This window comes from Amycolatopsis sp. NPDC058986 (genome assembly GCF_042741125.1).
In the GTDB taxonomy this organism is placed as follows: Bacteria; Actinomycetota; Actinomycetes; order Mycobacteriales; family Pseudonocardiaceae; genus Amycolatopsis.
This window is the reverse complement of record NZ_JBHYJW010000019.1, coordinates 71,383-97,873: the sequence shown is the minus strand read 5'-3', so window position 1 is coordinate 97,873 and position 26,491 is coordinate 71,383. Positions and strand designations below refer to the sequence as shown.

25 protein-coding genes are annotated in these 26,491 nt (G+C 69.0%); 20 read left to right on the top strand and 5 right to left on the bottom strand.

Going from position 1 to position 26,491, the window contains the following annotated elements; genetic code table 11:
• Position 1: 1 nt before the first annotated feature.
• Positions 2–1,090: an inositol-3-phosphate synthase gene (locus ACFW0G_RS18825; protein WP_378326595.1), complete on the bottom strand. Its 1,089-nt coding sequence runs from the start codon at positions 1,088–1,090 to the stop codon at positions 2–4.
• Positions 1,091–1,160: 70 nt separating this feature from the next.
• On the bottom strand, positions 1,161–1,709 hold the full coding sequence (locus ACFW0G_RS18820) for a PadR family transcriptional regulator (RefSeq protein WP_378326594.1): 549 nt from the start codon (positions 1,707–1,709) through the stop codon (positions 1,161–1,163).
• A 252-nt stretch (positions 1,710–1,961) separates the two neighbouring features.
• Here ACFW0G_RS18820 and ACFW0G_RS18815 point away from each other — a divergent pair, with 252 nt between their 5' ends.
• The 5 genes from ACFW0G_RS18815 to ACFW0G_RS18795 all read left to right on the top strand — a co-directional run bounded on the left by ACFW0G_RS18815 (position 1,962) and on the right by ACFW0G_RS18795 (position 9,706).
• Complete coding sequence (locus ACFW0G_RS18815; RefSeq protein ID WP_378326593.1) at positions 1,962–2,366, top strand: DUF5318 domain-containing protein; 405 nt, start codon at positions 1,962–1,964, stop codon at positions 2,364–2,366.
• 67 nt (positions 2,367–2,433) lie between these two features.
• A complete protein-coding gene (locus tag ACFW0G_RS18810) occupies positions 2,434–5,226 on the top strand; it encodes a transglycosylase domain-containing protein (RefSeq protein ID WP_378326592.1) in 2,793 nt (930 codons plus the stop codon).
• A 149-nt stretch (positions 5,227–5,375) separates the two neighbouring features.
• The gene (locus tag ACFW0G_RS18805) at positions 5,376–7,844 is read left to right on the top strand and encodes a transglycosylase domain-containing protein (RefSeq protein ID WP_378326591.1); all 2,469 of its coding nucleotides are present in this window, start codon (positions 5,376–5,378) and stop codon (positions 7,842–7,844) included.
• A gap of 81 nt (positions 7,845–7,925) precedes the next feature.
• Positions 7,926–8,543 carry a TetR family transcriptional regulator gene (locus ACFW0G_RS18800; protein ID WP_378326590.1) on the top strand — a complete coding sequence of 206 codons (618 nt, stop codon included), beginning with the start codon at positions 7,926–7,928 and terminating at the stop codon, positions 8,541–8,543.
• Complete coding sequence (locus tag ACFW0G_RS18795) at positions 8,540–9,706, top strand: macrolide family glycosyltransferase (RefSeq protein ID WP_378326589.1); 1,167 nt, start codon at positions 8,540–8,542, stop codon at positions 9,704–9,706. Before ACFW0G_RS18800 ends, ACFW0G_RS18795 begins: the two co-directional genes overlap by 4 nt.
• 49 nt (positions 9,707–9,755) lie before the next feature.
• On the opposite strand, the gene ACFW0G_RS18790 is transcribed toward ACFW0G_RS18795, so the two are convergent.
• The gene (locus tag ACFW0G_RS18790; RefSeq protein WP_378326588.1) at positions 9,756–10,823 is read right to left on the bottom strand and encodes a Gfo/Idh/MocA family oxidoreductase; all 1,068 of its coding nucleotides are present in this window, start codon (positions 10,821–10,823) and stop codon (positions 9,756–9,758) included.
• Positions 10,824–10,877: 54 nt separating this feature from the next.
• Here ACFW0G_RS18790 and ACFW0G_RS18785 point away from each other — a divergent pair, with 54 nt between their 5' ends.
• Complete coding sequence (locus tag ACFW0G_RS18785; protein WP_378326587.1) at positions 10,878–11,939, top strand: ROK family transcriptional regulator; 1,062 nt, start codon at positions 10,878–10,880, stop codon at positions 11,937–11,939.
• Positions 11,940–11,975: 36 nt separating this feature from the next.
• Positions 11,976–13,529, top strand: coding sequence for a glycosyltransferase family 87 protein (locus ACFW0G_RS18780; RefSeq protein WP_378326586.1), 1,554 nt, complete (start codon positions 11,976–11,978; stop codon positions 13,527–13,529).
• Between the two features lie 106 nt (positions 13,530–13,635).
• Here ACFW0G_RS18780 and ACFW0G_RS18775 read toward each other — a convergent pair whose 3' ends face one another.
• A complete protein-coding gene (locus ACFW0G_RS18775; RefSeq protein ID WP_378326585.1) occupies positions 13,636–14,412 on the bottom strand; it encodes a deoxyribonuclease IV in 777 nt (258 codons plus the stop codon).
• A 115-nt stretch (positions 14,413–14,527) separates the two neighbouring features.
• Between ACFW0G_RS18775 and ACFW0G_RS18770 the strand changes: the two genes are divergently transcribed.
• From ACFW0G_RS18770 to dnaB, 12 genes are all read left to right on the top strand, one after another.
• Positions 14,528–15,349 carry a hypothetical protein gene (locus tag ACFW0G_RS18770; RefSeq protein WP_378326584.1) on the top strand — a complete coding sequence of 274 codons (822 nt, stop codon included), beginning with the start codon at positions 14,528–14,530 and terminating at the stop codon, positions 15,347–15,349.
• Between the two features lie 131 nt (positions 15,350–15,480).
• Positions 15,481–16,368, top strand: a complete 888-nt coding sequence (locus ACFW0G_RS18765) for a hypothetical protein (protein ID WP_378326583.1) — start codon at positions 15,481–15,483, stop codon at positions 16,366–16,368.
• Between the two features lie 85 nt (positions 16,369–16,453).
• Complete coding sequence (locus tag ACFW0G_RS18760; protein ID WP_378326582.1) at positions 16,454–17,359, top strand: hypothetical protein; 906 nt, start codon at positions 16,454–16,456, stop codon at positions 17,357–17,359.
• 111 nt (positions 17,360–17,470) lie between these two features.
• The gene (gene rpsF, locus ACFW0G_RS18755; protein ID WP_378326581.1) at positions 17,471–17,800 is read left to right on the top strand and encodes a 30S ribosomal protein S6; all 330 of its coding nucleotides are present in this window, start codon (positions 17,471–17,473) and stop codon (positions 17,798–17,800) included.
• Positions 17,801–17,820: 20 nt separating this feature from the next.
• Positions 17,821–18,327 carry a single-stranded DNA-binding protein gene (locus tag ACFW0G_RS18750; RefSeq protein ID WP_378326580.1) on the top strand — a complete coding sequence of 169 codons (507 nt, stop codon included), beginning with the start codon at positions 17,821–17,823 and terminating at the stop codon, positions 18,325–18,327.
• Between the two features lie 85 nt (positions 18,328–18,412).
• Positions 18,413–18,661 (top strand): 30S ribosomal protein S18, encoded by a 249-nt coding sequence (rpsR, locus tag ACFW0G_RS18745; protein WP_003098744.1) that lies wholly within the window; start codon positions 18,413–18,415, stop codon positions 18,659–18,661.
• A gap of 12 nt (positions 18,662–18,673) precedes the next feature.
• Complete coding sequence (gene rplI / locus ACFW0G_RS18740) at positions 18,674–19,132, top strand: 50S ribosomal protein L9 (protein ID WP_378326579.1); 459 nt, start codon at positions 18,674–18,676, stop codon at positions 19,130–19,132.
• 242 nt (positions 19,133–19,374) lie between these two features.
• Entirely contained in the window at positions 19,375–19,731 is a 357-nt protein-coding gene (locus ACFW0G_RS18735) for a hypothetical protein (RefSeq protein ID WP_378326641.1), read from the top strand.
• A complete protein-coding gene (locus ACFW0G_RS18730; RefSeq protein ID WP_378326578.1) occupies positions 19,728–20,330 on the top strand; it encodes a DUF3558 domain-containing protein in 603 nt (200 codons plus the stop codon). The genes ACFW0G_RS18735 and ACFW0G_RS18730 overlap by 4 nt, the downstream gene beginning before the upstream one ends.
• A 3-nt stretch (positions 20,331–20,333) precedes the next feature.
• A complete protein-coding gene (locus ACFW0G_RS18725; protein WP_378326577.1) occupies positions 20,334–21,659 on the top strand; it encodes a PPE domain-containing protein in 1,326 nt (441 codons plus the stop codon).
• Between the two features lie 83 nt (positions 21,660–21,742).
• Positions 21,743–22,540: an ESX secretion-associated protein EspG gene (locus ACFW0G_RS18720; RefSeq protein WP_378326576.1), complete on the top strand. Its 798-nt coding sequence runs from the start codon at positions 21,743–21,745 to the stop codon at positions 22,538–22,540.
• A gap of 497 nt (positions 22,541–23,037) precedes the next feature.
• The gene (dnaB, locus tag ACFW0G_RS18715) at positions 23,038–24,447 is read left to right on the top strand and encodes a replicative DNA helicase (protein ID WP_378326640.1); all 1,410 of its coding nucleotides are present in this window, start codon (positions 23,038–23,040) and stop codon (positions 24,445–24,447) included.
• Between the two features lie 71 nt (positions 24,448–24,518).
• Here dnaB and ACFW0G_RS18710 read toward each other — a convergent pair whose 3' ends face one another.
• Entirely contained in the window at positions 24,519–25,724 is a 1,206-nt protein-coding gene (locus ACFW0G_RS18710; RefSeq protein WP_378326575.1) for an FAD-dependent oxidoreductase, read from the bottom strand.
• 154 nt (positions 25,725–25,878) lie between these two features.
• Between ACFW0G_RS18710 and ACFW0G_RS18705 the strand changes: the two genes are divergently transcribed.
• Positions 25,879–26,484, top strand: a complete 606-nt coding sequence (locus ACFW0G_RS18705) for a TetR/AcrR family transcriptional regulator (protein WP_378326574.1) — start codon at positions 25,879–25,881, stop codon at positions 26,482–26,484.
• Positions 26,485–26,491 lie beyond the last annotated feature (7 nt).

The window sequence follows — 26,491 nt, the reverse complement described above, 5'->3', positions numbered from 1 at the left end:
GTCAGCGTTCGATGTCGCCGCGGATGAAGCGTTCGACGGCGTCGCGCGCGGTGGCGTCGTCGTACTGCTCGGGCGGCGACTTCATGAAGTACGACGACGCGGAGAGGATCGGGCCGCCGATGCCGCGGTCCAGCGCGATCTTCGCGGCGCGCACGGCGTCGATGATGATCCCGGCCGAGTTCGGCGAGTCCCACACCTCGAGCTTGTACTCCAGGTTCAGCGGCACGTCACCGAAGGCGCGGCCCTCCAGCCGGACGTAGGCCCACTTGCGGTCGTCGAGCCACTGCACGTAGTCCGACGGTCCGATGTGGACGTTGCCCTTGCCCAGCTCGCGGTCGACCTGCGAGGTGACCGACTGCGTCTTCGAGATCTTCTTCGACTCGAGACGCTCCAGCTCCTTCATGTTCAGGAAGTCCATGTTCCCGCCCACGTTGAGCTGCATCGTCCGGTCGAGCTGGACGCCGCGGTCCTCGAACAGCTTCGCCAGCACGCGGTGCGTGATGGTCGCACCCACCTGGGACTTGATGTCGTCACCGACGATCGGCACACCCGCCTCGGTGAACTTCGCGGCCCACTCCGGGTCGGACGCGATGAACACCGGCAACGCGTTCACGAACGCCACACCCGCGTCGATCGCGGCCTGCGCGTAGAACTTGTCGGCCTCCTCGGAGCCCACCGGCAGGTACGACACCAGCACGTCGGCACGCGCCTCGCGCAGCGCGGCGACGATGTCCACCGGCGCCTCGTCGGACTCCGCGATCGTCTCGCGGTAGAACCGGCCGAGCCCGTCGTAGGTGTGGCCCCGCTGCACGGTGACGCCGAGCGGCGGCACGTCGGCGATCTTGATCGTGTTGTTCTCGCTGGCGAAGATCGCCTCCGAGAGGTCACGGCTGACCTTCTTGGCGTCGACGTCGAACGCGGCGACGAACTCGATGTCACCGACGTGGTAACCGCCGAAGTCGACGTGCATCAGACCGGGGACGCGCGTGGCGGGATCCGCGTCACGGTAGTACTGGACGCCCTGGACCAGCGACGCCGCGCAGTTGCCGACGCCCACGATGGCCACCCGAACGCGGCGGTTCTCGCCCATGCCGGTTACTCCTTCATCCGTTTTCTTCTCGTGTGGAACTTCGGCCGCGACGCTGCGGCGCGCGAACGACTCAGGTCCCCTCCGGACCCCGCCGCTCAGCTTGTTCGTGCGCGATCAGCTCGTTGAGCCAGCGCACCTCCCGCTCGCTCGTCTCCAGCCCCAGCCGGTGCAGCTCGCGGGTGTAGCGATCGATCTTCTCCTCGGCCCTGGCCAACGCCGTCCGCAAACCCTCGCGACGCTCCTCGACGCGACGGCGACGGCCTTCCAGAATCCGCATCCTGACGTCGGCCGGTGTCCGCGAGAAGAACGCCAGGTGGACTCCGAAGCCCTCGTCGTCCCAAGTCTGCGGACCCGCGTCGCCGAGCAGCTCGGCGAACCGCTCCTTCCCCTCCGCGGTCAGCTTGTACACGCGCCTGCCGCGCCGGGACCACGCCCGTTCGTCCGCCGTGTCGAGCTCCTCGACCAGATATCCGGCCCTGAGCAGACGACGCAGCGTCGGGTACAGCGAGCCGTACGAGAACGTCCGGAACATCCCGAGCGTCTCGTGCAGGCGTTTGCGCAGCACGTACCCGTGCATGGGCGCCTCGTGCAGCAGCCCCAGGATCGCGAGCTCCAGCACACCGCACCCCCTTCCGGGAACAAACCACGGCCGGCGGCGTTGCTCCTGAGCGGGCCACCGGGCCGCGTCAACCTACCGGGCCACTATATCGCGCCGATACATCCGAGTGGCGTACCTAACCCAGCCCACCCTGGGGCGAACCCGGCGAAAGTCACCAGAGAGTTATGGAAGGTTCGGCGTGTCGGGGTAGCGCCGGGGCCCTGAAGTCGCATGGGCCGCCGGGCACACAGCAAGAACCCGTAGTCTGTGCTCGTGCGAAACCAGCGGCAGGTAGTGGACTACGCCTTGCAGCGCCGTGCGCTGCTGGCGGGTGTCCGCTCGGGACGCGTCGGTGACCTGGAGGTCTGCGACGCGAGTCCCTATCTGCTCCGTGCGGCCAAGTTCCACGGCAGGGCAGGCGATCAGCGCTGCCCGATGTGCCGCACGAAGGAGCCGCTGACCCTGGTGTCCTGGGTCTACGGCGACGAGTTGAAGCACGTCTCGGGGTCGGCGCGTACTCCCGACGAACTGGCCAGGATGGCCGGGGTGTTCGGCGAGTTCACCGTCTACGACGTGGAGGTGTGCCGGTCGTGCCATTGGAACCACCTGGTCCAGTCGTACGTCCTGGGCACGGGGGAACAGCCACGGACCCGCCCGCGGAGGACTGCGGGTCAGTGATCAGAACCACAACAGCCGCAGAGGACAGAACGGTGTTGCCCGAGACGCCGGTCTGGGAGGCCCCTTCGTGAACGACGACCGCAGCGCCTGGCCGAGCCAGGAGCCCGACGCACCTCGCCGTGCCGCTTGGCCGGGGGAAGAGCCGGGACCCGCGTGGCCCGGCGAGGAACCCCCGCGCCGTCCGCAGCGCCGGAACACCCCGCCGCGCGGGACGGCGCGGCCGAACGGTGCTCCCCAGAACGGTGGCCCCGCGTGGCCGACCGGCGACGAGCCGGGCGGCGCGGGACCGCAGTGGCCCGGCGACGAGCCGCCCGCGCGGCCGCAGCGGCCGCAACGTCCTCAGCAGGGCATGCCGCCACGACGGCAGGGTCCGCCGCCGGGTGGCCGCCCGCCCGGCCCGCCGCCGCAGAACGGCGGTTTCCGCCAGCCGCCGCCGGGTCGCCGTCCGGCACCGCCGCCCCCGCCCCAGGAGCGGGAACCCGACCTGATCACGCATCAGGTGCACAACGGCACCGACTTCGGCTACGACCCGTACGACGATCGCTACGACGACCGGTACGACGACCGCCGTCGTGACGACTACGACGACGAGGACGCGCGCTTCAACGAGTTCGCGGCCGGCGAAGACGAGGCCGAGCCCGGCGAAGACGGCAAGAAGCAGCTCACGCCGAAGCAGCGCAAGAAGCGCCGCTGGAAGATCATCCGGCGGTGCGCGTACGCGTTCGTCGGCATCTTCTTCGTGATCCCCGCGATCGCCTTCGTGATCACGTACTTCCTGGTCGACGTGCCGACGCCGGAGAGCATCGCGGCGCTGCAGAACCAGCCGGTGACGTACTACTACGCCAACGGCGAGGTACTGGGGAAGGACATCCCCGAGGGCGGCAACCGGGTGCTGCTGCAGCCCGGCCAGATCCCCGACGTGGTCAAGCACGCGGTGTACGCCGCCGAGGACGCGACCTTCGAGACCAACAGCGGCTTCGACATCCTGGGCATCCTGCGCGCGGCCGTCAACCAGGTCACCGGTGGCCAGGGCGGTGGCTCGACGATCTCCCAGCAGTACATCAAGAAGGCGACCGAGAACGAGGCGCCGACGCTCAGTCGCAAGTGGACGGAGCTGGCGAAGTCGTTCAAGATGAACAACCAGATGTCCAAAGAGCAGATCATCACCGCCTACCTGAACACGATCTTCTTCGGTCGCAGCTCGAACGGGATCCAGGCGGCGTCGAAGGCCTACTTCAACAAGGACGTCAAGGACCTCAACGCCTCCGAGGCCGCGCTGCTCGCGGGACTCATCCAGGGCCCGAGCAACTCGGGCAAGACCGAGTACGCCACCAAGCGATGGAACTACGTACTCGACATGATGGTGAAGTACAAGTGGCTCGACCAGGCCACGCGCGCGAGCTACCAGTTCCCGACGCCGATCCCGCTCAGCCAGGCCAAGAAGGAGGAGGGCGGCAGCGTCCCCTACTTCGTCAAGCTGCGGATGAAGGACGAGCTGGAGGCCAAGGGGTACGACGAGAAGAAGCTCTACTCCATCGGCGCGAAGGTCTACACCACCATCGATCCGGCCGCCCAGAAGGCCGCCGAACAGGCGGTCCAGGAAGGGATGAAGGGCCAGACCGACGAGAACCTCAAGAACGCGCTGGTCGCGGTCGATCCGAGATCCGGCGGTGTGCTCGCCTACTACGGCGGGCCCGAGGTCGTGAAGGACGAGAACGGCACGGACCAGCTCGGCCAGGACAGAGCCAACCAGGCCAGAAACCCTGGTTCGTCGATGAAGCCCTTCGACCTCACGGCGTTCCTCAAGATGGGCGGTGGCCTCGGCGACACCTTCGACGGGACCAACAACCGGAACCTCGGCGGCCGCGTCGTCCGCAACGCGGACCCGAGTTCCAGTTGCAGCACCCAGTGCACGGTCGCGGAGGCGATGGAAATCTCCGCCAACACCGTGTTCTTCGACATGGTGCTCAACAAGACCCATCCGGGGCCGGTGGCCGACGCGGCCAAGGAAGCCGGGATGAAGATGGCGCCCGACGGCCGGGCCAAGATGGGCGACGACGCCAACATCTCCCTCGGCGGTGGGTCCACCGTCGCCACCCCGGAGGACATGGCCGCGTCGTACGCGACCTTCGCCGCCGGTGGGTTGCGCCGGGACCAGCACTTCGTGGCGAAGATGCAGAACTCCGCCGGCGAGACGGAATTCGAGGTCAACGATCCCGGCAAGCCCGCGTTCGACCCCGACGCGGGAAGGAGCTCGCAGCTCGCCGGTACCGTGACCAAGTCGCTCGTGCCGGTCATCCAGCACTCGAAGCTGAAGTGCCCCACCGGTCACGAATGCGCGGGCAAGACGGGTACGCAACAGTACGACCCGCAGCCGAACGACCCGCCGTCCTACAACGACCGGAACGCGCAGACCTGGATGGTCGGCTACACGCCGTCGGTGTCGGCCGCGGTCTGGGTCGGCGGTGACGGCAACAAGCCACTGCACGACAAGAACGGCAAGCCGATCTTCGGGTCGACCATCGCCGGTCCGACGTGGGCGAACTTCATGCAGCTGTATCTGAAGGGCAAGCCCGCGGAGAAGTTCCCCCAGGTCAAGTTGGTCGGCAAGGACCCGACGACGGCGACGCCGACCCCGACGTACACGCCGACGAACACCCCGACCCCGACGAACACCCCGACTCCGACGACCACGCCGACCACGCCGTCGGAAACGGAGACCCCGACTTCGCGGAGCAGCAGGAGCAGCACGCCGCGCCCGGGGCCGACCAGCGGGATCTTCCCGCCCGTCGGTGACAACGGCACCGGAGGCGGTGGCTCCGGCGGGCACAACGGCGGCGGGCCGGCGCCGCCGAACTAGCCCGAACAGCCCAGTGAGGCGGGGCGTGCGCGACGCACGTCCCGCCTCATTTTTTGCCGTAGGCCAGTGAACCCGCTCCCTGCCTCATACGTCCTCCTTGACAAGGAGGGCTGCGCCCGCAGCCCGCCCGCGCCTCCGGAGGACCACACGTGAACGACGACCGCACCCACTCCTGGCCAGGTCAAGAGCCTGAACCATGGCGTCGTCCGAACCCTGGCCCCCCGCAGCCGGGCACTCCGCCGGGAGGAATGCCGCCCCGGCGGCCCGGACCACCGCCGCCCGGCTACCGGCCGCCCCAGCAGCAGCGCCCGCAGGGCCGTCCGATGAACGGACCGCCTGCCCGCGAGCCCGAGCTGATGACCCATCACGTCCACAACGGGACCGAACCGGGTGAGTTCGAACCGCGGCGGAGACGGATGGACGCGCCGCCACCGGAACTCGCTCGCGGTGATGGCGGGCAGGGCGGCGTGCTCACCCCCGCACAGCGCAAGAAACGCCGCTGGCGCCGGATCCGCCGCACGTCGTATGTCCTTTTAGGACTGTTCGTGGTGGTGCCCGCGATCGCGTTCGTGATCACGTACTTCGCCGTCGACGTCCCTTCGCCGACCGACGTGGCCCGCTCGCAGAGCCAGGCCGTCACCTTTCTCTACGCCGACGGCACCGAGATGGGCAAGGACAGCCCGTCCGGGGCGAACCGGCAGATCCTCTCCCCGCAACAGATCCCGGACGTGATGAAGCACGCCGCGATCGCCACCGAGGACTCGACGTTCGAGACCAACAGTGGCTTCGACGTCACCGGCATCTTCCGCGCGGTGTACAACCAGGTCACCGGCGGCGACGGCGGTGGCTCGACGATTTCCCAGCAGTACATCAAAAAGGCCACCGACAACGACGCGCCGACCCTGACGCGCAAGTGGACCGAGCTGGCCAAGTCCTTCAAGATGAACCAGACGTACGAGAAGAAGGACATCATCACCGCGTATCTGAACATCATCTACTTCGGGCGCGGGGCGTACGGCGTCGGCGCGGCATCGCAGGCCTTCTTCCACAAGGACGCCGCCCAGCTGAACTTCTCCGAGGCGGCGCTACTCGCCGGCCTCATCCAGCAGCCGGGCCGGTCGGAGAACGACAAGGTCGCGCGCGACCGGTGGACCACCGCGATGGACCGGATGCTGCAGAACCACTACATCACGCAGGCCGAACGTACGTCGGCGCAGTTCCCGACGCCGATCCCGCTCGCGCAGAGCAAGCAGCAGTCCGGTGCGCCGAACCGGTTCATCGCCCAGCAGGTCCGGGACGAACTGGCGGCACAGGGCATCACCGAGGACAAGTACTACTCGGGCGGCTACAAGGTCCAGACCACCATCGATCCCAAGGCGCAGCAGGCCGCGGAGCAGGCGGTCAAGGAAGGCATGCAGGGCCAGACCGACAACCGCCTGCTGAGCGCGCTCGTCGCCGTCGACCCCAAGACGGGCGGTGTGCTCGCCTACTACGGCGGCGCGGAAACCGTGAAGGGCCCGAACGGCGAGGAGCAGGCCGGACCCGACCGGGCGAACCAGGCCCGCAACCCCGGCTCGTCGATGAAGCCGTTCGACCTCGTCGCGTTCCTCAAGATGGGCAAGGGACTCAACGAAACCTTCGACGGTTCCAACAACCGGGTCTTCGACAACCGGACGATCCGCAACGCCGGGCCGGGTTCCACCTGCGGTCCACAATGTACGGTCGCGAAGGCCATGGAGATCTCGGCCAACACGGTGTTCTACGACATGGTCATGAACAAGACCCATCCGGGCCCGGTGGGGACCGCGGCGCAGGAAGCCGGGATCAAGACCAAGAACGAGGGCGGCCAGTCGACGATCTTCACCGGCGACAACAACATCGCGCTCGGCGGCGGCAAGACCGAGGTGTCGCCGGCGGACATGGCCTCTGCCTACGCGACGTTCGCGGCGGGCGGTATCCAGCGTGACCGCCACTTCGTCGTGAAGGTGGTCAACTCACAGAACGAAACCGCGTACGAAGCGAAGACCACGGGCAAGACCGCGTTCGCGAACGATTCCGACAAGTCCAAGCAGATCGCCGGGAACGTGACGACGTCACTGAAGCCGGTCATCTCGTTCTCGAAGCTGAACTGCCCGTCGGGGCATGAATGCGCGGGCAAGACCGGCACGCAGCAGTACGCGCCGCAGTCGGGCGACCCGGCGTCGGCGGCCGATTCCAACGCGCAGACCTGGATGGTCGGCTACACGCCGTCGGTCTCGGCCGCTGTCTGGGTCGGCGGTGACGGGAACATCGCGCTGCACGACAAGAAGAACCAGCCGATCTTCGGATCGACGATCGCCGCTCCGACGTGGGCGAAGTTCATGTCGCTGTACCTGAACGGCAAACCGGCGGAACGGTTCGACACGGTCAAGCCGATCGGCGACGCACCGAGCCAGTCACCTTCGCAGTCGCCGTCGCGGAACCCCGACGACGACAACGACACGACGCCGACCACCACGCCGACAAGGCCGTCCGAGGAGACGACCACGCCGACGAGGCCGACCAGGCCGAGCCACTCGAAGCCGCACAGGCCGTCGACGTCGACCATCGAGCTGCCGGGAGACGGCGACGACACCTGATCGACAACCACTGCTGAAGGGCGTTTCCGAGGACTCGGAAACGCCCTTCACTGTTTTGACCGATCGTGCTACCTTCTGGCCATGCGGTCAGATTCCAAGTCGAGCGGTCCAACTTTCACCGAGCTGGCCAGACGGCGTCAGTTCGTGGACTGCGCGATCGAGGTGATCGCCGAACAGGGGTTCGCCGCGGCGTCGCTGGCGAAGATCGCCGCACGCGCGGGGACGAGCAAGGGCGTCATCTCCTACCACTTCAGTGGCAAGGACGAGCTGCTGGAGCAGATCCTGCGCGACGTGATCACCGATGTCGCCGGGTTCGTCGGGGCCGCGATGGCGGCGGCCACCACGGCGACCGGGAAACTGACCGCGTACCTCGAGTCCGGCATCGAGTACATGCGGCTGCACCGCGCCCAGTTCCTCGCGCTGCGGCAGATCTTCCCGAACATGCGGGACACCGACGGCAACGAGCGCTTCGTCAACGCGCCCGGCGGAGCCCGGGACCGGTCGATCGAGGAGATGCTCATCGAGGGGCAGCGCACCGGGGAATTCCGGCGGTTCGATCCCACCGTCATGGCCGTGACCATCCGGTCCGCGGTCGACGGTGTCCTCGACCACTGGGCGATGGACCCCGATCTCGACCTGCCCGCCTACACCCGCGAACTCGTTTCGCTGTTCATCCACGCGACCAGGGGGAAAACATGAGTCATTTCGCATTCTGCGTGCCGACCGGTGCCGGACACGTCAATCCGACGCTCGCCGTCGCCTCGGAACTCGTCGCGCGCGGCCATCGCGTCACATATGCCGCACCGGCGTTCTTCGCCGACCGCATCGCCGAAACCGGCGCAGAGCTGATCGGCTACGAGTCGACGTTCGCGAAGATGTTCACCGAGCCGCCGAAGTTCGACCGCGGGGAACTGCCGAAGGTGATGGCGGGGAACCTGGAGGAGACACGGGCGGTGCTGGCACAGGTCGCCGAAGGGTTCGGCGACGTACGACCGGATCTCGTCGTGACCGACGCGCCGATCTCCTGGTGGGGACAGTTGCTCGCGGCGCGATGGGGTGTGCCGCGGGTGCTGAGCTGGCCGCACCTGGTGAGCAACGAGCACTGGTCGATGTCGAACTACTTCGAGGTCGACCTGCTCGACCCGCTGATCCTGCGCACGATCGAGCAGGCGGGACGCCTCGCCGCCCGCGACGGTCTCGACGGCGCGGACATGATCAACGGGACCGGCGCCGCCGCGGACCTGGTGTTCCTGCCGCGGGCGTTCCAGTTCGCCGGGGACACGTTCGCCGGCCACCATTTCGTCGGCCCGGCGCTGGGTGAGCGCGCGTTCCAGGGCAGCTGGGAGCCGCCCGCGTCCGGTCGCGACGTGCTGCTCGTGTCGTTCGGCACCGCGTACAACAACGAGCCCGAGTTCTACCGGACCTGTCTGAAGGCGTTCACGGATACCGACTTGCACGTGGTGCTCGTGACCGGCGAGCAGGTCGACCACGCGGCGCTCGGCGAGGTGCCCGAGCACGTCGAACTGCACAAATCCGTGCCACAGCTGAGCGTGCTGCGGCACGCGAAGGCGTTCGTCACGCACGCCGGAATGGGTTCGACCATGGAGGCGCTGAGTTTCGGTGTGCCGATGGTGGCGGTGCCTCAGGTCGGCGAGCAGCGCGCGAACGCCGACAGGGTCGCGGAACTCGGCCTCGGCAAACACCTTCCGCCCGCCGAGGTGACGGCGTCGAGCCTTCGCGATGCCGTGTTGTCCATTGTGGACAACACCGAGATCGCCGCGAACCTGAAGACCATGCAAGGAGAAATCGCCGCCGCCGGAGGCGCCCCGGCCGCGGCCGACGTCCTCGAAGGGCTGTGCTGAAGGGGACGTTCCTCGCATCGCATGGGCTGAAAGTCCCCTTCAGCTCATGTCATGAGACGAAAGTCCCCTTCAGCCGCACGACCTTGCGTTCCTTGCCCGCCAGGTGCGCGGCTTCGATGACGCGCAACGCTTCGACGGCCTCGGCCGCGTCGACCGGGTACGGGGCGCCGTCACGGACGGCGTCTCGTACCTGCGCGTAGAAATCCTCGTAGCGGCCCACCTCGGTGGGCACGATCTCGACGTCGTCGTTCACGCCGAGGGTGCCCGCGTCGCCTTCGGGCTCGACGCCCCAGCCGTCGCCACCCGGGCGAAGACCCGCCTTGATCTGCGGCTCTTGGACGTCGAGGCCGTATTTGGTGAACGTCGCCTTGTCGCCGAGTACCCGGAACCGCGGGTTTCGGGTGCCGGCCAGCGCCGAGGACCACAGGTGCGAGCGGACGCCGTTGACGTGGTGCAGCGCGACGAAGACGTCGTCGTCGACCTGGACCCCGGCGCGGCGGCGGTCGACCTCCGCGTACACCTCGGCGACCGGGCCGAACAGTTGCAGCGCCTGGTCGACGATGTGCGCACCGAGGTCGTAGAGCAGCCCGCCCGCCTCGGCCGGATCGCCGAACTCGCGCCAGTTGTCCTTGGGCTTCGGCACCCACCGGTCGTAGCGGGACTCGAAGCGGAAGACGTCGCCGAGCCGCCCGGAGCCGAGCACCTTGCGGACGGTCAGGAAGTCGGAGTCGAAGCGACGGTTCTGGAACACGGTGAGCCCGACGCCCGCCGCCTTCGCCGCAGCGACGACCCGCTCGGCCTCGGCCGCTGTGGGCGCGAACGGCTTGTCCACCACCACCGGCTTCCCGGCCTCGATCGCCCGCAGCGCGAGCGGGACGTGGGTGCGGTTCGGCGTGCTGACCACGAGCAGGTCCAGTTCGTCGACGCGCGAGAACAACGCGTCCGCGTCCGGGACGACGTCGGCTCCGGCGTAGTCGGCCCGCGCCTGCGCGGCGCGTTCCGGATTTCCGGTGACGATCAGCGCTGGCGTCAGCCCCGGCGTCGCCGCGACGAGCGGAGCGTGGAAGACGCGACCACCGATGCCATAGCCGAGGATCCCGACGCGCAAATCAGCCATGCGCTAATTAAACAACAGTGTTGCTAAATTGGCCAGCCATGCCAGGATCGGGGCATGCCGGAGACCGGGGTCAACCTGCGCGGGCTGCGCCAGCACAACCGCGCCCTGCTGCTCACGCACATCCTGCGTGCGGGCGGGCTGAGCCGCGTCGAGCTCGCCGAGCGCACCGGGCTGACCCAGCAGGCGGTGTCGAAGATCGTCCCCGAGCTGGTCGGTGGCGGCCTGCTCGACGAGGAACGCCAGCCCGCGAACGGGGTCGGCAAACCCCGCACGCTCCTGCGGATCCGTGCGCACGCCCGGCACGCGATCGGCGCCCGGCTCGACCGCGACGAGTTCCACGTCCTGCGCGCGGATCTGACCGGCGCCGTCGAAGCGTCGATCGGCGGGCCCCTGCCGCGGGGCTTCACCCCCGACCAGGCCGTCACCGCGATCGCCGACGCGACCCGGGAACTCACCGCGGGGGTCGACGGCGTACTCGGCCTGGGTGTCGGCGCCGTCGGCCCACTCGACCACGACGCCGGAATCGTGCGCGACGCGACCAACATGCCCGGCTGGCACGACATCCCGCTGCGCGATCTCCTCGCCGAGCGGACCGGGTTGCCGGTGACGCTGGACAAGAACACCAACACCGCCGCCTTCGCGCGGAACTGGCCGAACGGGGACAACACCGCGACGGCGGTAGTGCTGGTGGGCACCGGCATCGGCGTCGGACTGCTCGTCGACGGCAGGCTCTATCGCGGGCCACGCACGAACGCGGGCGAGTTCGGGCACACCACGCTGGCCTTCGACGGGCCCCGGTGCGGCTGCGGACGCCGTGGCTGCGTCGAAGTCCTCCACAACGCCGCGCCGGACACCGAGACCGCCGCGAGCCTGCTCGGGATCGGGCTCGCCGATCTGGTGCAGGTGCTCGACCTCGAACGGATCGTGCTGGCGGGCCGCGCGGTGCGGGCCGCGCCGGAGGTCTACCGCGACGCCGTTCTCGCCCGGCTGGGGGAGTTGCTGCCGCTGCCGCGATGGCAGCGCATCGAGGTCGAAGTGGACGGCCTCGGCGAGGAAATCGTGTCACTCGGCGCCGCCGCGGAAGTGCTGTCGAAGTTCTTCGTGGACCCAAGATGACATGGCTGTGACTTACCGACCGGTACCATCCGCGACGTGTCCGAGCAGACCACCGCCCCAGAGCCCGAAGCGGCTCCGGCCACGCTTTCCTTCCGGGATCGGGTGATCCCGAGCCGGACCGACCCGATGGTCGCGGCGGTGACGAGACCGCTGGGCGGACCGCTCGGGGAGCACGCGGCCGTCGGCAGGCACTGGTTCTGGTCGCCGCAGCGGGTCGGGCTGCTGCTGGCCGTGCTCGCGCTGGTGCTGTGCTGGTTCGGCAAGGCGTCGTGCATCCAGCAGTACACCGACGGCGCGGGGACCACCCAGCTCGACTGGCGTTCGGGCCGCCCGTTCGTCGCGATGTGCTACTCCGACGTCGTCCCGCTCTACTCGTCCGAGCACCTCAACGATCCGAACGTGTTCCCCTACACGTCGTCGTGGTCGGAAAACACCCAGACCGCGGAGAACGGCACGCGGTACATGGAGTACCCGGTGGTCACCGGGCTGTTCCAATGGGCCAACGCGCGGCTGGCCGACGGCTGGCTCTCGCTGGCGAACGCGGGCTGGCTCCCCGGCGCGCTGCCGGTGGCGGTGTACTTCAACCTCGTCGCGTTCTGGCTCGCGCTCGCCTGGCTGGTGACGGTGTGGGCGACCGGGCGCGTCGCGAAACGACGGCCGTGGGACGCCGCGCTGGTGGCGATCTCGCCGCTCGTGCTGGTGCACGCGTTCACCAACTTCGACGCCATCGCGACCGCGTTCACCGCGGCGGGCCTGCTCGCCTGGTCCCGCAAACGGCCGTGGCTGACCGGGCTGCTGCTCGGCATCGGCGCGGCCGCGAAGCTGTATCCGTTGTTCCTGCTCGGTGTGCTGTTCGTGCTGTGCCTGCGTGCGGGCAGACTCCGCGAATGGGGCCGCACAGCCGGGGTCACGGTCGCGACCTGGCTGGTCGTCAACGTGCCGTTCCTGCTGTTCGCGACCCGCGGCTGGGAGGAGTTCTTCCGGCTCAACACCCTGCGGCCGATGGACCCGGACTCGATCTACAACGTCATCGGGTACTTCACGGGCTGGACCGGGTTCGACGGGATACTCCAAAAAGGACAGAACCCGGTCTGGCTCAACGCCGTCGTCGCGGTCCTGTTCCTCGCCTGTTGTGCCGGGCTCGCCTACGTGGCGCTCACCGCGCCCCGGCGCCCGCGCGTCGGCCAGCTCGCGTTCCTCGTGGTGGCGGCGTTCCTGCTGACGAACAAGGTGTGGAGCCCGCAGTATTCACTGTGGCTCGTGCCGCTGGCCGTGCTGGCGATCCCGCGCTGGCGGCTGCTGCTCGGCTGGATGGTGCTCGACGCGCTGGTGTGGGCGCCGCGGATGTTCTACTACCTCGGCGTCGACCACAAGGGCCTGCCCGAAAGCTGGTTCCTCGGCACGGTGATCGTGCGGGACCTCGCCGTCGCCGGGCTGTGCGTGCTGGTGCTGCGGGAGATCTACCGGCCTTCGCGGGATCTGGTGCGGTTGGCCGGCGACGACGACCCAGCCGGTGGCGTGCTCGACGGCGCCCGCGACCGGTTCAGGACCGGCGGCGCCCACCGGGCCGAGGCCGTCCCCGCCGGCTGAGCCGCACCGAGGGACGCCCTGGGTGCGTTCGATGCGACGAGGGCGTCCCTCGGTGCAGCCAACGCACTGAAGGCGTCCCTCGGTGTGGCTCCGTGCTCGGATTCGCTCAGGCGGTGAGGGCCTTGCGCAGGTAGGCGATGTCGGCGGCCTGGCCGTCGCCCGGGGTCTCGACCACCACCGGCGCGCCCGCGTCCCTGGCCACGGCGACCAGCACGTCCGGGTCGATCGTGCCGTCGCCGCCGACGACGTTGGCGTGCCGGTCGCGGGTGGAGCCGAACTCGTCGCGGGAGTTGTTGAGGTGCACCAGGTCGATCCGGCCGGTGATGGCCTTGATCTTCTCGACGGCGTCGGCCAGGTCCCAGCCCGCGGCGAACGCGTGGCAGGTGTCGAAGCAGAACCCGGCACCGAACTCGCCGACCTTGTCCCACAGCCGCGCGATCGTGTCGAGGTCGCGGGTCATCGCGTTGTCGCCGCCCGCGGTGTTCTCGATCAGGATCGGCACCGCGAAACCGCCCTTTTCGGCCTCGCGCTCGAACAGCTTGCGCCAGTTCACCAGGCCCTCTTCGGCGTCCTCGCCGTCACGGACGTGCCCGCCGTGCACGATCAGCCCCTTCGCGCCGATCGCGGCCGCGCCGTTCGCGTGCTGCGTGACGTTCTTGCGCGAGGGGATGCGGATCTTGTTGTTCAGCGAGGCGACGTTGATGAGGTACGGCGCGTGGATGAACACCTCGACCGGGTGAGCCTTGATCTCCTCGCCGAGCGGATGCGGCTTCGGGGCCTTCCAGCCCTGCGGGTCGGAGAGGAAGAACTGGACGACGTCGGCTTCGCGTTCGGCGACCGCGGCCAGCGGATCGTCGTCACGGACATGGGCGCCAATCTGCATGCGCAGCACGCTACTCCGGCTGAACCTTGCCCCTTCAGCCCCAGTTGGTGACGCTCGTGGAGTACCGTGAGCGCGTTCCGTGATCCACGTTGGCTGAAGGGCCGGAGGCGACTCTATGGGGAAGAACGCGCGCCGGATCACCGTCCTGGGATTCGTCACGGCCATGGCGGGCGCGCTCGCCTTCCCACCTCAGGCGTCCGCGGCGGACAAACCGGATCCGACGCTCGGCGGCGACTGCGCGTCCACCCTGCAGAACGGCAGGCAGGGATCGGGGCTCACGCTGGACGCCGGGGCGCCGCTCGCCGCACCGGGTGCGCTCACCGTGGGGCTGGACTCGACGTCGAAGGCCAAGGACGGCAAGAACCCCTTGCTGACGCTCCCGGTCGGCGACACCGTCAGGGCGTTGCGCGTCGGCGAGGTCCCGGCCGTCGGCGACCTGGCCGCCAAGGGCGTGTGCCCGGCGGCACAGGGAACCGTGAACGCCGTCGGGGACACGACACAGGGCCTCCTGCGCGGAGTGACCCAGCCACCAGGTCCCGGCCCGACGCCCCCTGGGCCGGGACCGCAGCCGCCTGGTCCTGGCCCGGGACCGAACCCGCCGCCCGGCCCGGGTGATCCGGGGTCGAACCCCGGCAACCACCTCGACCCGGTCGTGGTCGGTCCCGGTGGTCCCGGCGCCATCGGCGACTCGATCGCCGGCCTCGGCGCCGGGCTCGTGCTGCCCGCGAACTTCAGCCAGGCACCGGTGATCACCCAGGTCGTCCCGGGACAGGTCCCGGACGCCCACGTGCCGACCGTCGACCAGAAACCGGGCACCGCGCAGGCGCTGCCGACCGCGATGCCCCCGGCGAAGCTGCCGATGCTGCTCGCCGTGCTCGCCCTGGCCGTCGTCGCGGCCGCGCTGGTCCGAGCGTGGATCCGCCGTAAACCCGCGTAGTCCCTTTCGATCACCGCCTGTGACGCCCGTTTCCACTCGAATGCGCGAAAGCTTCGGGGGAGCGGGCGTCACTCGTCTTCGTTACCGTCGTTGTCCTGGGTGAGAACCGACGGCGGGGAAAGGGACCGGCCATGCAGAGTCGTGTACGGAGGGCAACCGCGGTAGGCGCGTCCGCCTTCGTTCTCGCTGGTTCCGCCGCGCTGGCGATGCCCGGCACCGCGGCCGCCGAAACCCAGACCGTCCCGTGTGGCAGCTCGGTCACCGCGAAGCCGGGCGACACGATCTTCGGCACCACTCCGTTGCTCGGCATCCCGCTCAACCTGGGCGTCGTCGGCCAGGTCTCCGGCGTGCTGACCGGGACGATCAACGCGTTGCTCGGCACCGTGTGCCGGGTGAGCGTGACCGTGGTGAACACCGTCGTCGCGCCGGTCCCGGTGGTCGGCGCGCCCGCGGCGAGCGCGATCAACCAGGGCGTTTCCGGGGTCACGAACGGTGCGAGCCAGGCACTCACCGGCGGCGGCAAGCCCGCGCCCGAGAAGCCAGGGCCCGGCTCACCGCCGCCGCAGCAGGGTGGCCCCGGCAGCCCTGGCGCTCCCGCGCAGGGTGGGCCGCAGCAAGGGGCGATGCCCATCCCGGACGCGAACAGCCCCGTCCTGTCCGGCGCGTACTCGCCGAGTTTCGGCGGGCTGCCGTTCGCGCTTTCCACCGGTTACGCGCCGATGCGGGACTACAGTGACATCCCGGCCGCGATGGCCGGGCTGTTCGCCCCGGCCCCCGGCCTGCGCTACGGCAGCCAGATCCCCGGCTACGCCCCGCAGTACGGCCTGCCGGAGCAACAGCAGAACGGCGGCTCGGCCGAGGTCCAGAATGCGGGACAGGCCGTGGCGCTCCCGAACTCCGGCGGCGGCTTCACGAATGGCGCAGGATTACCCGTGCTCATCGCGGTTCTGGCACTCTCCGGAGTCAGCGCGGGCCTGGTGCGCACCTGGGTGCTCCGCCGAATGGTCGCTACTCATTAGCCCGACCGCCGAGTATCTTTCCAGGGAATCACTCGTTGACCCTGTTGCCATCAACGACGCCCACGGACCCCGGAGGACAGCGCTCGTGCGGAAACTCCCCACCTGGCAGACGACCCGCAAAGCACTGACCGCCACCGCACTCGCCGCGTTCGTGACCGGCGGCGTGTTCCTCTCCTCGGGCACCGCGTCCGCGGCGACCACGCTCGCGGATTCCTGCGCCGGTTCGGTCAACGGCGGCATGGGCGACTCGGTCGCGGTGAAGGGCTCCGGTTTCGCCGACGTCGTGCGGACGGCGGCGAAGCGCAACGAGATCTTCCTGCACCTCAACGGTGTCGACCCGGACGGACTGGCCAGGGCGATCAGCGGCAAGGTGCTGACCGTCGGCTCGGTCCCGCAGTCCGCGGGCGGCTCGATCGCCGGTAGCGACATGGCCGGGCCCGTCCTCGACGCGCTGCAGAACGAGTGGGGCCTGGGCGAGAGCGCGCTCGGCACCAAGGCGAAGACGCTGCAGTACATCAGGGAAGGCGTCTCCAACAGCTGCAAGCTGACGACGCTGGCCACGAACTACGTGGCGCCGAGCACGCCACGGTCCGACCCCGCGCAGGGGTCGCAGCCCGGCAGGGGCACCAGCACCGCGCCGAACGGCGGCTCGAACCTGTCGAACCTGCTCCCCGGCGGCCAGACCGGCACCGCACCGCAGCGCGACTACAGCGGTATCCCCACCGCGACGCCGGGTGTCGCGGTCGCGCCGGGCGTGCGCTACCCGTCGAACGGGACGCTGCCGGGCGACGGCTCGGCACCGCAGTTCGGCCAGGGCCAGGACGGCAGCAGCGGCCAGGGCGCCGACATCCGCAACGCGGGCAACGCCGAATCGCTCGCTTCGTCGAACACGGCGAACAACGTCCAGCTGCCGATGCTGCTCGCGGTGATCGTGCTGGCCGGCGTCACCGCCGGGCTGGTCCGGACCTGGGTGCTGCGCCGCACGAGCTGACCCCGCGCACCCTGCGCGCGGAACTGTCGGTGCCCGTAGGTACGCTTTACCCCGACATACCCTCCTGCCATGGAACGTCCATGGCCGCGAGCCCATAGGAGGTGAGTGGTTGTGTCACGCCATTACGAGGTAATGGTCATCCTGGACCCCACGCTCGACGAGCGTACGGTGGCTCCCACCCTGGACAACTTCCTCAACGTGATCCGCACTTCGGGCGGCAGCGTGGAGAAGGTCGACGTCTGGGGCCGCCGTCGCCTCTCGTACGAGATCAAGAAGCACGCCGAGGGCATCTACGCCCTGCTGGACCTGAACTCCTCGGCCGACGCCGTCAAGGAGCTCGACCGCCAGCTCTCGCTGCAGGAAACCGTCCTGCGCACCAAGGTCATGCGCCGCGAGGTCAAGCGCGCCGCGGCCAAGCCCGCCGCCGCCGCCAAGGCCTGAGCCGAAGGGAACAACGCCCGATGGCTGGAGACACCGTCATCACGGTGATCGGCAACCTCACGTCCGACCCGGAACTCCGCTTCACCCCGTCCGGCGCGGCGGTCGCGAACTTCACGGTCGCGTCCACGCCCCGCACGCTCGACCGGCAGACCGGCGAGTGGAAGGACGGCGAGGCGCTGTTCCTGCGCTGCAACATCTGGCGCCAGGCGGCGGAGAACGTCGCCGAGTCGCTGACCCGCGGCGCGCGGGTGGTCGTGCAGGGCCGGCTCAAGCAGCGGTCCTTCGAGACCAAGGAAGGCGAGAAGCGCACCGTCGTGGAGCTCGAGGTCGACGAGATCGGCCCGTCCCTGCGGTACGCCACGGCCAAGGTGAACAAGGTCAGCCGCGGCAGCGGTGGTGGCGGCGGCTTCGGCGGCGCCCCCTCCGGTGGCGGTGGCGGCGGCGCGCCCGCCGACGACCCGTGGGGCTCGGCCCCACCCGCCAGCAGCGGTGGTGGCGGCGGCTTCTCCGACGAGCCGCCCTTCTGATCGGTGCCGCACCGCGGGCCGGACGGCCCCGGCGAGCGCCTGAAGCGAGATACGCAACCAAACGTGAAATTTCCAGGAGTACACAGTGGCCAAGCCACCCATTCGTAAGCCCAAGAAGAAGGTCTGCGTGTTCTGCAAGGCCGAGAAGAAGGGCCGTCCGGAACTGATCGACTACAAGGACACGAACCTGCTGCGGAAGTACATCTCCGACCGCGGCAAGATCCGTGCCCGCCGGGTCACCGGCAACTGCAGCCAGCACCAGCGGGACATCGCCATCGCGGTGAAGAACTCGCGCGAGATGGCGCTGCTGCCCTACACGTCGACCGCGCGCTGAGGGAGCTGAGTCATGGCGAAGATCATTCTCACCACCGACGTGGCGAACCTCGGCGGCCCCGGCGACATCGTCGAGGTCAAGGACGGGTACGCCCGTAACTACCTGCTCCCGCGTGGCTACGCGATCGTGGCCACCAAGGGTGCCGAGAAGAACGTGCGGACCATCAAGCGGGCGCAGGAGAGCCGTCGCATCCGCGACCTCGACCACGCCAAGGAGATCAAGGCGACGCTGGAGGGCCTCGGCGCCATCCAGCTGTCCGCCAAGGCGGCCGAGGGCTCCAAGAAGCTCTTCGGCTCGGTCACCACGACCGACATCATCGACGCGATCAAGGCCGCCGGCGGTCCGCTGCTGGACAAGCGCGTCATCGAACTGCGTGAGCACATCAAGACCGTGGGCAAGCACTCCGCCACGGCCCGGCTGCACCCGCAGGTGAAGGTCGACGTGCGGCTCGAGGTCAAGGCCGCCAAGTAAGGCCGGAACCCGCACCTTGTCGTGAAGGCGGGGCGCTTCCCCCAGCGGGAGCGTCCCGCCTTCACGTATTTCGGGAACCCGGCGCCGTACGGACACGTCCGAGTGAGGACAGCTCGGCTTGACTGCGGTTTACTGCACTGATCAGACTCGATATTGCGCATGGGGACGCAAAGGGGATGTAGCGAACGATGCCTGACGGGTACGACAGCAACGCCGAGCAGCGGCGCCAGGAAAAGGTCAGCATGGACGCGCCGAAGACCTCGGCGACCCCGGCCACCGGGGGCGGGGGCGGCGGGTTCTCCTTCGACAAGGACAAGATCGACGGCGTCATCAAGAAGTGGGAGGACCTGCGGACCCAGCTCAAGAACGACGCCACCGACGCGAACCTGATGGCGAACGTCAAGGCGCCGGGCAAGGAGTTCGCGAGCGGCGACTGGGAGAAGCTGGCGAACCCGTCCGGCAAGGCGTTCCTCGAGCAGAACGAGAAGATGCAGGAATACGTCAAGAACTACATCGACGCGCTGCTCGACGCGAAGAAGAAGATCACCACCAAGGAAGCCGACACCCAGGCGGACATCTCGAAGGCAGGGAAGCAATGAACGCGCGTCGTCCCTTGCTGCTCGCCGCCGTCGCCGCGGCCGCGCTCACCGTCGCGGGCTGTTCGGGTACCACCGGCGGCACCGCTTCGCCCGCTCCCGCGTCGGCGACGGATTCCAACACCGGCGGATCCGGTGGCGGTTCCGCGCCGAAGGTCCCGGCTCCGCTGAACGTGTCGTCGATCCAGAGCAACGCCTGCGCCACCCTGTCCTCGGCGAAGGTGAGCCAGCTGAAGCTGTCCCCGGGGACGCCGCGCACCGGCTCCGCCGGACCGTCCTGCACCTTCACCTACGCCGACGACCGCGGCAACCAGATCGACGTGTCGACCGTGACGGCCAACAAGAACGGGCTGAGCGACGTCTACGACACGAAGGGGAACGACGAGTACTTCGAGCCGACGCAGATCGCCGGCTACCCGGCGGTCTACGCGGCGGCGCTGGACCACCGCAGCAAGGGCAAGTGCGGGCTGTTCGTCGGGGTCACCGACCAGCTGTCGGTGAACATCCTCGCCCAGCTCGACAACGGCGCGGACGCGAAGACGCCTTGCCCGGTGGTGGCGAAGGTCGGCGAAGCGATGATCCAGACGTTGAAAGAGGGCTGAGCCATGGTGTTGTTCCTGATCCCGATCGTCGCCGGGTTCTCGGCGTACAACATGGCGACCACGCACTCGAACAACTACGAGTCGGCGCAGGGTGACCGCAAGATCAACTGCTACGACATCTGGGAGAAGATCTACACCGGCCCAGGCCCGAAGTCGATCGAGGACGGCCAGGGCGCGGCCAACCGGCTCAAGGGGACCTACCAGGACCGGCTGACCACGATCGACCAGCTGGCCAAGGAGATGGACGCCGCCTGGACGGGCCAGGGTTCCGAGGCCGCCCAGCAGGCGGGCGCGCATCCGCTGCGTACGTGGATGGACGACTCCGGCAAGAAGCTGACCGACAGCGACAAGTACCTCGGCGAGCAGCACACGGCGTTCACCACGGTGAAGGCCAAGGTGGTCCAGGTGCCGAAGGACCCGCCGAAGAACAACCTGCTGAACTCGATCACGCCGTGGACCACCGACACCGACCGGGCCATCCGCGACTACAACCGCAACGGCCAGGCGAACGTCGACGCGTTCAACGAGTACTTCAAGGCGAGCAACACCAACGGCCAGAAGATGCCGACGTACAGCGCGCTGGAGGGCCAGCAGCGCAACGTCAAGGTCGATCCCGGCAAGGACGACGGCAAGAAGAAGCCGGGCGACGACGGCAAGAACCCGCCCGGCGGCGTCAACGTGCCTCCTGGCGGCAGCGTGCCACCCGGCGGAATGCCCCCTGGCGGCATCGGGATTCCGCCCGGCGGTACGCCGAACATCCCCGGCGGCGGCTTCAAGCCGGGTGACATGCCGAAGATCCCGGGCAGCGACTACCAGCGACCGGACATCCCCGGCTACAAGCCGAACATTCCCGGCGGCGACTACCAGCCGCCGAAGGTGCCGAGCTGGGACGACCACACCGGCGCGTCCGGCTTCACCCCGCCCAAGATCCCCGGGTCCAGCTTCGGTGGAGGCGGCGGGTTCGGCCCCGGTGGCACCGGCGGGGTCGACATCCCCGGCGGTGGCTTCGGCCCCGGCGGGTCGGATTCCGGCTTCGGGCCGGGCGGCGTTGGCTTCGGTCCCGGCGGTAGCGCGAGCGGGGCCGCGATTCCCGGCAGCGGCGCGGCGGGCGCCGGGGCCGGTGGTGGCGCGGCCGGAGCGGGTGCCGCGGGCGCGGCAGGCGCGGGCCGGGGTGCCACCGGAATGGGGGGCATGGGCGGTATGGGCCACGGCGCGAAGGGCAAGGGCGGCGAGGACGAGGAGCGCAGCTCGAAGTTCCTGCTCGGGGACGACCCCAACGAGATCTTCGGTACCGACGAGCTGACCGCGCCACCCGTCATCGGCGAGTGAGACACCCGGCTTGCCGGGCGCGTGCCAAGATGAGCGCGCCCGGCAAGCCGGGTGCCGCAGACACGTACTAGGGGGAACCACCGGTGCTGGACAAGCAGGTCACGATCACGACCGGCACCCTGATCAACCTGATCCGCCGCCGCGGTGGCGAGCCGCATCTGATCCTCGCCGAGGTACCGACCTGGTACAGCGACGAAGCCCAGCGCGGCGAGGACGAGCGCACCAACGCCGAACTCGCCGAACAGGGCCTCTTCGGGCCGCGCGGGATGCATCCCGGGTTCGTCGCGACACTGGAGGCGGTGGCGCGGCCGCAGCTGGAGTACTACGGCTGGGTCGACGGCGGCTACGACGGTAAGGCGCTGAGCTACTCGCTGCTCGCGGGCAGCGCCGGTGGCGAAGGCTTCGTGCTGGCCAAGCACGACGAGTACGACCAGGTCGTGCTCGCCTCGCTGCACCCCGGCGAGGCACTGGAAGGCTTCCTCGGGCAGATCCCCAAGCTCGCCCCCGGCCGGGGCCGCGCGATGGCGGTGCCGAAGAGCGAACTGGACTCTTCGGGCGGATCCATGAGCGCCCAGGACGACGGGTACGCGGTGCTGCGCAGCGACCGGCCGAGCGCGGCCGGGCAGGAGGCCGAGGAGCTTCGCCGCATTCTCGCGTTACGCCGAATGGGGAGTGGAAGCCTGTACGTCGCGGTGCGGAACCGCAGCGGGAGCAGGCAGCGGATCGAACGCCCGGTGAACTACATCGATACCTCCGAAGGCCGCTGGCTGACCGAAGAGGTACCGGGGCGTGGCGAGCCTCGGATCGCCTTCACCCCGGCCGACCAGCAGGTTCTCGGCGAGCGGTTACGCAGCGCACAGAGCAGGCTCGGCGCGGGCTGAGTACCACCTCCATTCAGCCCACCGGGTCATCGCTCTACGCTCAGTAATATTCATCCACAGGTGACGGTATCCACAGGGCCTCCCACACCCCCGCGACACGCCGATCAACGGACTTTTCGCGACACGCCGTACGAGTTTTCGCGAAGTTCTCCACAGCTTTCCCACAGGGTTTGACCTGCGCTTTTGCCAACTTGCCCCAACTTTGTCCCCAGGTTGCCCACAGGCTCACGGGCACCTGTGACTGATTGCCCCCATCCATCCCCAAGTTGTCCACAAGGTGGTCCCCAACCGGAATTGCGTTGCTCCTTCCGGGGGTTCTACGGTTGCCCGCCGGCCCGGTACTCAGGGTGGTCCCCGGCGGTGTTCGCGGCGTTTCTGCGCTGCGGGACCCCGGCTTGGGGACATGATCTGCACAGGCACCGTGGCCGGCTGGGAAAGCAGGGGAAGATCCGGCATAATCGAACTGATGTTCGGGTGACGAGGAGGTGTCCGCAGCGGTGGCGCTGACCGACGACCGCGGTCCGATGTACGCGGATTCGGACCCGGGGCCGGCCGATCCCGGCCCCCGGCCTGGCGAGTTCGACCGCCAGCCGCCGCAGGACATCGCGGCCGAACAGTCCGTGCTCGGCGGCATGCTGCTGTCGAAGGACGCGGTCGCGGACGTCATCGAGGCGCTCGGCCCCGACGACTTCTACCGGCCCGCGCACCAGGCGATCTACGACTGCATCCTCGATCTCTACGGCCGAGGCGAGCCCGCCGACCCGATCACCATCTCGGCCGAGCTGGAGCGCCGCGGCGAACTGGGCAGGGTCGGCGGGGCACCGTACCTGCACACGCTGATCGCGATGGTGCCGACGGCGGCGAACGCCGGGTACTACGCCGAGATCGTCGCGGAGAAGGCGGTGCTGCGCCGCCTGGTCGAGGCGGGCACCCGGATCGTGCAGTACGGCTACGGCGCCGCGGCCGCGGACGGGGCGAACATCGACGAGGTCGTCGACCGCGCGCAGGCCGCGATCTACGACGTCACCGAGCGGCGCACCAGCGAGGACTACGTCGCGCTGGAAGACCTGCTCCAGCCGACCATGGACGAGATCGACGCGATCGCGTCGCGCGGCGGGCAGGCGCAGGGCATCCCGACCGGCTTCGCCGACTTCGACGAGCTGACCAACGGCCTGCACCCCGGTCAGATGATCATCGTCGCGGCCCGCCCCGGTGTCGGTAAGTCGACACTCGGCCTGGACTTCGCGCGCTCGGCGTCGATCAAGCACGGCATGACCAGCGTCATCTTCTCGCTGGAAATGAGCCGCACCGAGATCGTCATGCGCATGCTCTCGGCGGAGGCGCGGATCCGCCTCGCCGACATGCGCGGTGGCAAGATGTCCGACGACGACTGGACGCGGCTGGCCCGGCGGATGAGCGAGGTCTCCGAGGCGCCGCTGTTCGTCGATGATTCGCCGAACATGACGATGATGGAGATCCGCGCGAAGGCCCGGCGGCTGAAGCAGCGGCACGACCTGAAGCTCGTTGTCCTCGACTACCTGCAGCTGATGACGTCCGGCAAGCGCGTCGAGTCGCGGCAGCAGGAGGTCTCGGAGTTCTCGCGGCAGATGAAGCTGCTGGCCAAGGAGATCGAGGTCCCGGTGATCGCGATCAGCCAGCTGAACCGTGGTCCGGAACAACGGACGGACAAGCGCCCGATGCTGTCCGACCTGCGTGAGTCCGGCTCCCTGGAGCAGGACGCCGACCTCGTCATCCTGGTCAACCGCCCCGACGCCTGGGAGCGGGACGACCCGCGCGCGGGCGAGGCCGACCTGATCATCGCGAAGCACCGTGCGGGTCCGACGGCGACGATCACCGTTGCGCACCAGCTGCACTACAGCCGTTTCGCCGACCTAGCCCACGACTGAGCCCGGCTGACTTCAGCGCATCGAAGCCCGGTTTCTCGCCGGGGATTGCTACGGCTTGTAGCGCATGCCTTCTACTGCTCGTCTTCGGCTCGCCGGCGTCGGTATTCCGCCGCCCTGGTCAGGTAGTTCTGGTGTTCCCGCGCGTGGTCCGGGGGAAGGTGCGGCGCGTCCGGTGACGTCGTGGCGAAGAACCGCGTGAGCGCGGCGTTCGAGCTCACGGCGAGTTCCCCGGAGCGCGGGAACATCGCTGCCTCGTAGCGTGCGACCGCGTCGCCGAGGCTGCTCTCCTTCTTGATGGCGTGCGCGAGTTCCGCGCCATCGAGCAACGCGAGATTCGTACCGTGGCCGCCGAAGGGCGCCATCAGGTGGGCGGCGTCGCCGATCAGGGTGACACCGGGGACGTGGTCCCAGGTCAGCGGAGCGGGCAGAGCCCAGAAGCTGCGCTGCACGTAGTCGCCGTCGTTGCCGGTGATCAGCGGGCGCATGACCGCGGACCATTCGCAGAACTCCCGCACCAGGTAGGACCGGACGGCCTCGCGGTCGGTGATGTCCACGCCGGCCGCGACATGCCAGTCGAGTTCGGCGCGGAAGGCTATGTAGCCGCGGACCACTCCGTTGCTGTTGCGCTGGACGATCACCGCGCGGCCGTCGCCGTCGGTGGAGAACATGTGGCCGTCCCCCACGATCGCGGCGACCTCGGGGTGCCGGGTGTCCACGTCGTCGAATCGGGCGTCGAGAAAGTGGACACCGAGGTACTGCGGCACCGCGTCGGTGAGCAGACGGCGAACCGGCGACCATGCGCCATCGGCGCCGATGACGAGGTCGGCTTCCGCGCTGGCGCCGTTGGCGAACTCCAGTCGGTGCACCCCGCCTCCGAGCGGGGTCACGCGCACCAGTTTGTGTCCCCAGTGGACAGTGCCGGGCTTCAGGTGCTGGTCGAGCATGATTCGCAACTGGCCGCGGTCGATCTCGGGAGCAGCCTCGTCGCCCTCTGCGGGAGTGAACTCGGCCAGGACGGTGCCGTGGTGGTCCCGGCGGCTCTTGGCCTGGCCCTCTACCCGGGCCAACGCCAGGAAGGCGTCCATCAGCCCGGCGTCCTCCAACGCGATCTGGCCGGCGTCGGCGTGCAAATCGAGCGTTCCTCCCGGGTCTCGGGAGTCCACGGCGGTGTCCGCGTCGTACACCGCCGGTTGAAAGCCGTGTCCCTGCAGGACGCGGGCGCACATCAAGCCGGCGGGGCCGCCGCCGACGATGGCGATGCGAGGTGGGGTCGTCATGAGGTGAGTCCTTTCCACGGGTGCTGCGGCGGCGTGTTCGTCGCCGACGGGTGCGGACCAGGCGGGCCGACTACTCACACCATACGTAGAACTGTTCAAAAAGTCTAACGATTCTATTTTTCAAGCCGTTCAACACAGCGGCTAGGATGGAGCCATGCCCGAGACAGGACGCCGCGAGCGCAAGAAGGCCGCCACCCGTCAGGCCCTGGCCGACGCCGCGCTGGAACTGTTTCTGGAGCGGGGCTACGACGCGGTCGGCGTACGGGAGATCGCCGACACCGCCGACGTCTCGGTGGCCACCCTGTTCAAACACTTCCCCGACGGGAAGGAGGCACTGGTCTTCGACCAGGACGCCGGCCACGAGGCCGCGCTCGTCGCCGCTGTCCGCGACCGCCCCAGCGGACAATCCATCCCTCAGGCGCTGCGCCAACTGCTTCGCGACGAGCGCTCCCGGCAGGTCCGCACCGACCCGCGCCTCGCCGACTTCCTCCGCCTGATCGACACCACTCCCGCACTGCGTGAGTACTTTCGCCGCATGTGGCTGCGCCACGAGAACGCCCTGGCCGCGGCGATCGCCGCCGACGCCGGACTACCCGAAGGCGACCCCGGCTGCCAGGCACTGGCCCATTTCGCCCTCGAAGCCGTCGCCCTCGTCCGCGGACGAGACGACGCCGAGTCCGCACTCGACCAGATCTTCACCCTCCTCGACACCGGCTGGACCGGCACGACGAAGGAATCCACGAGGCGCGGCGACACCTGACCACTCG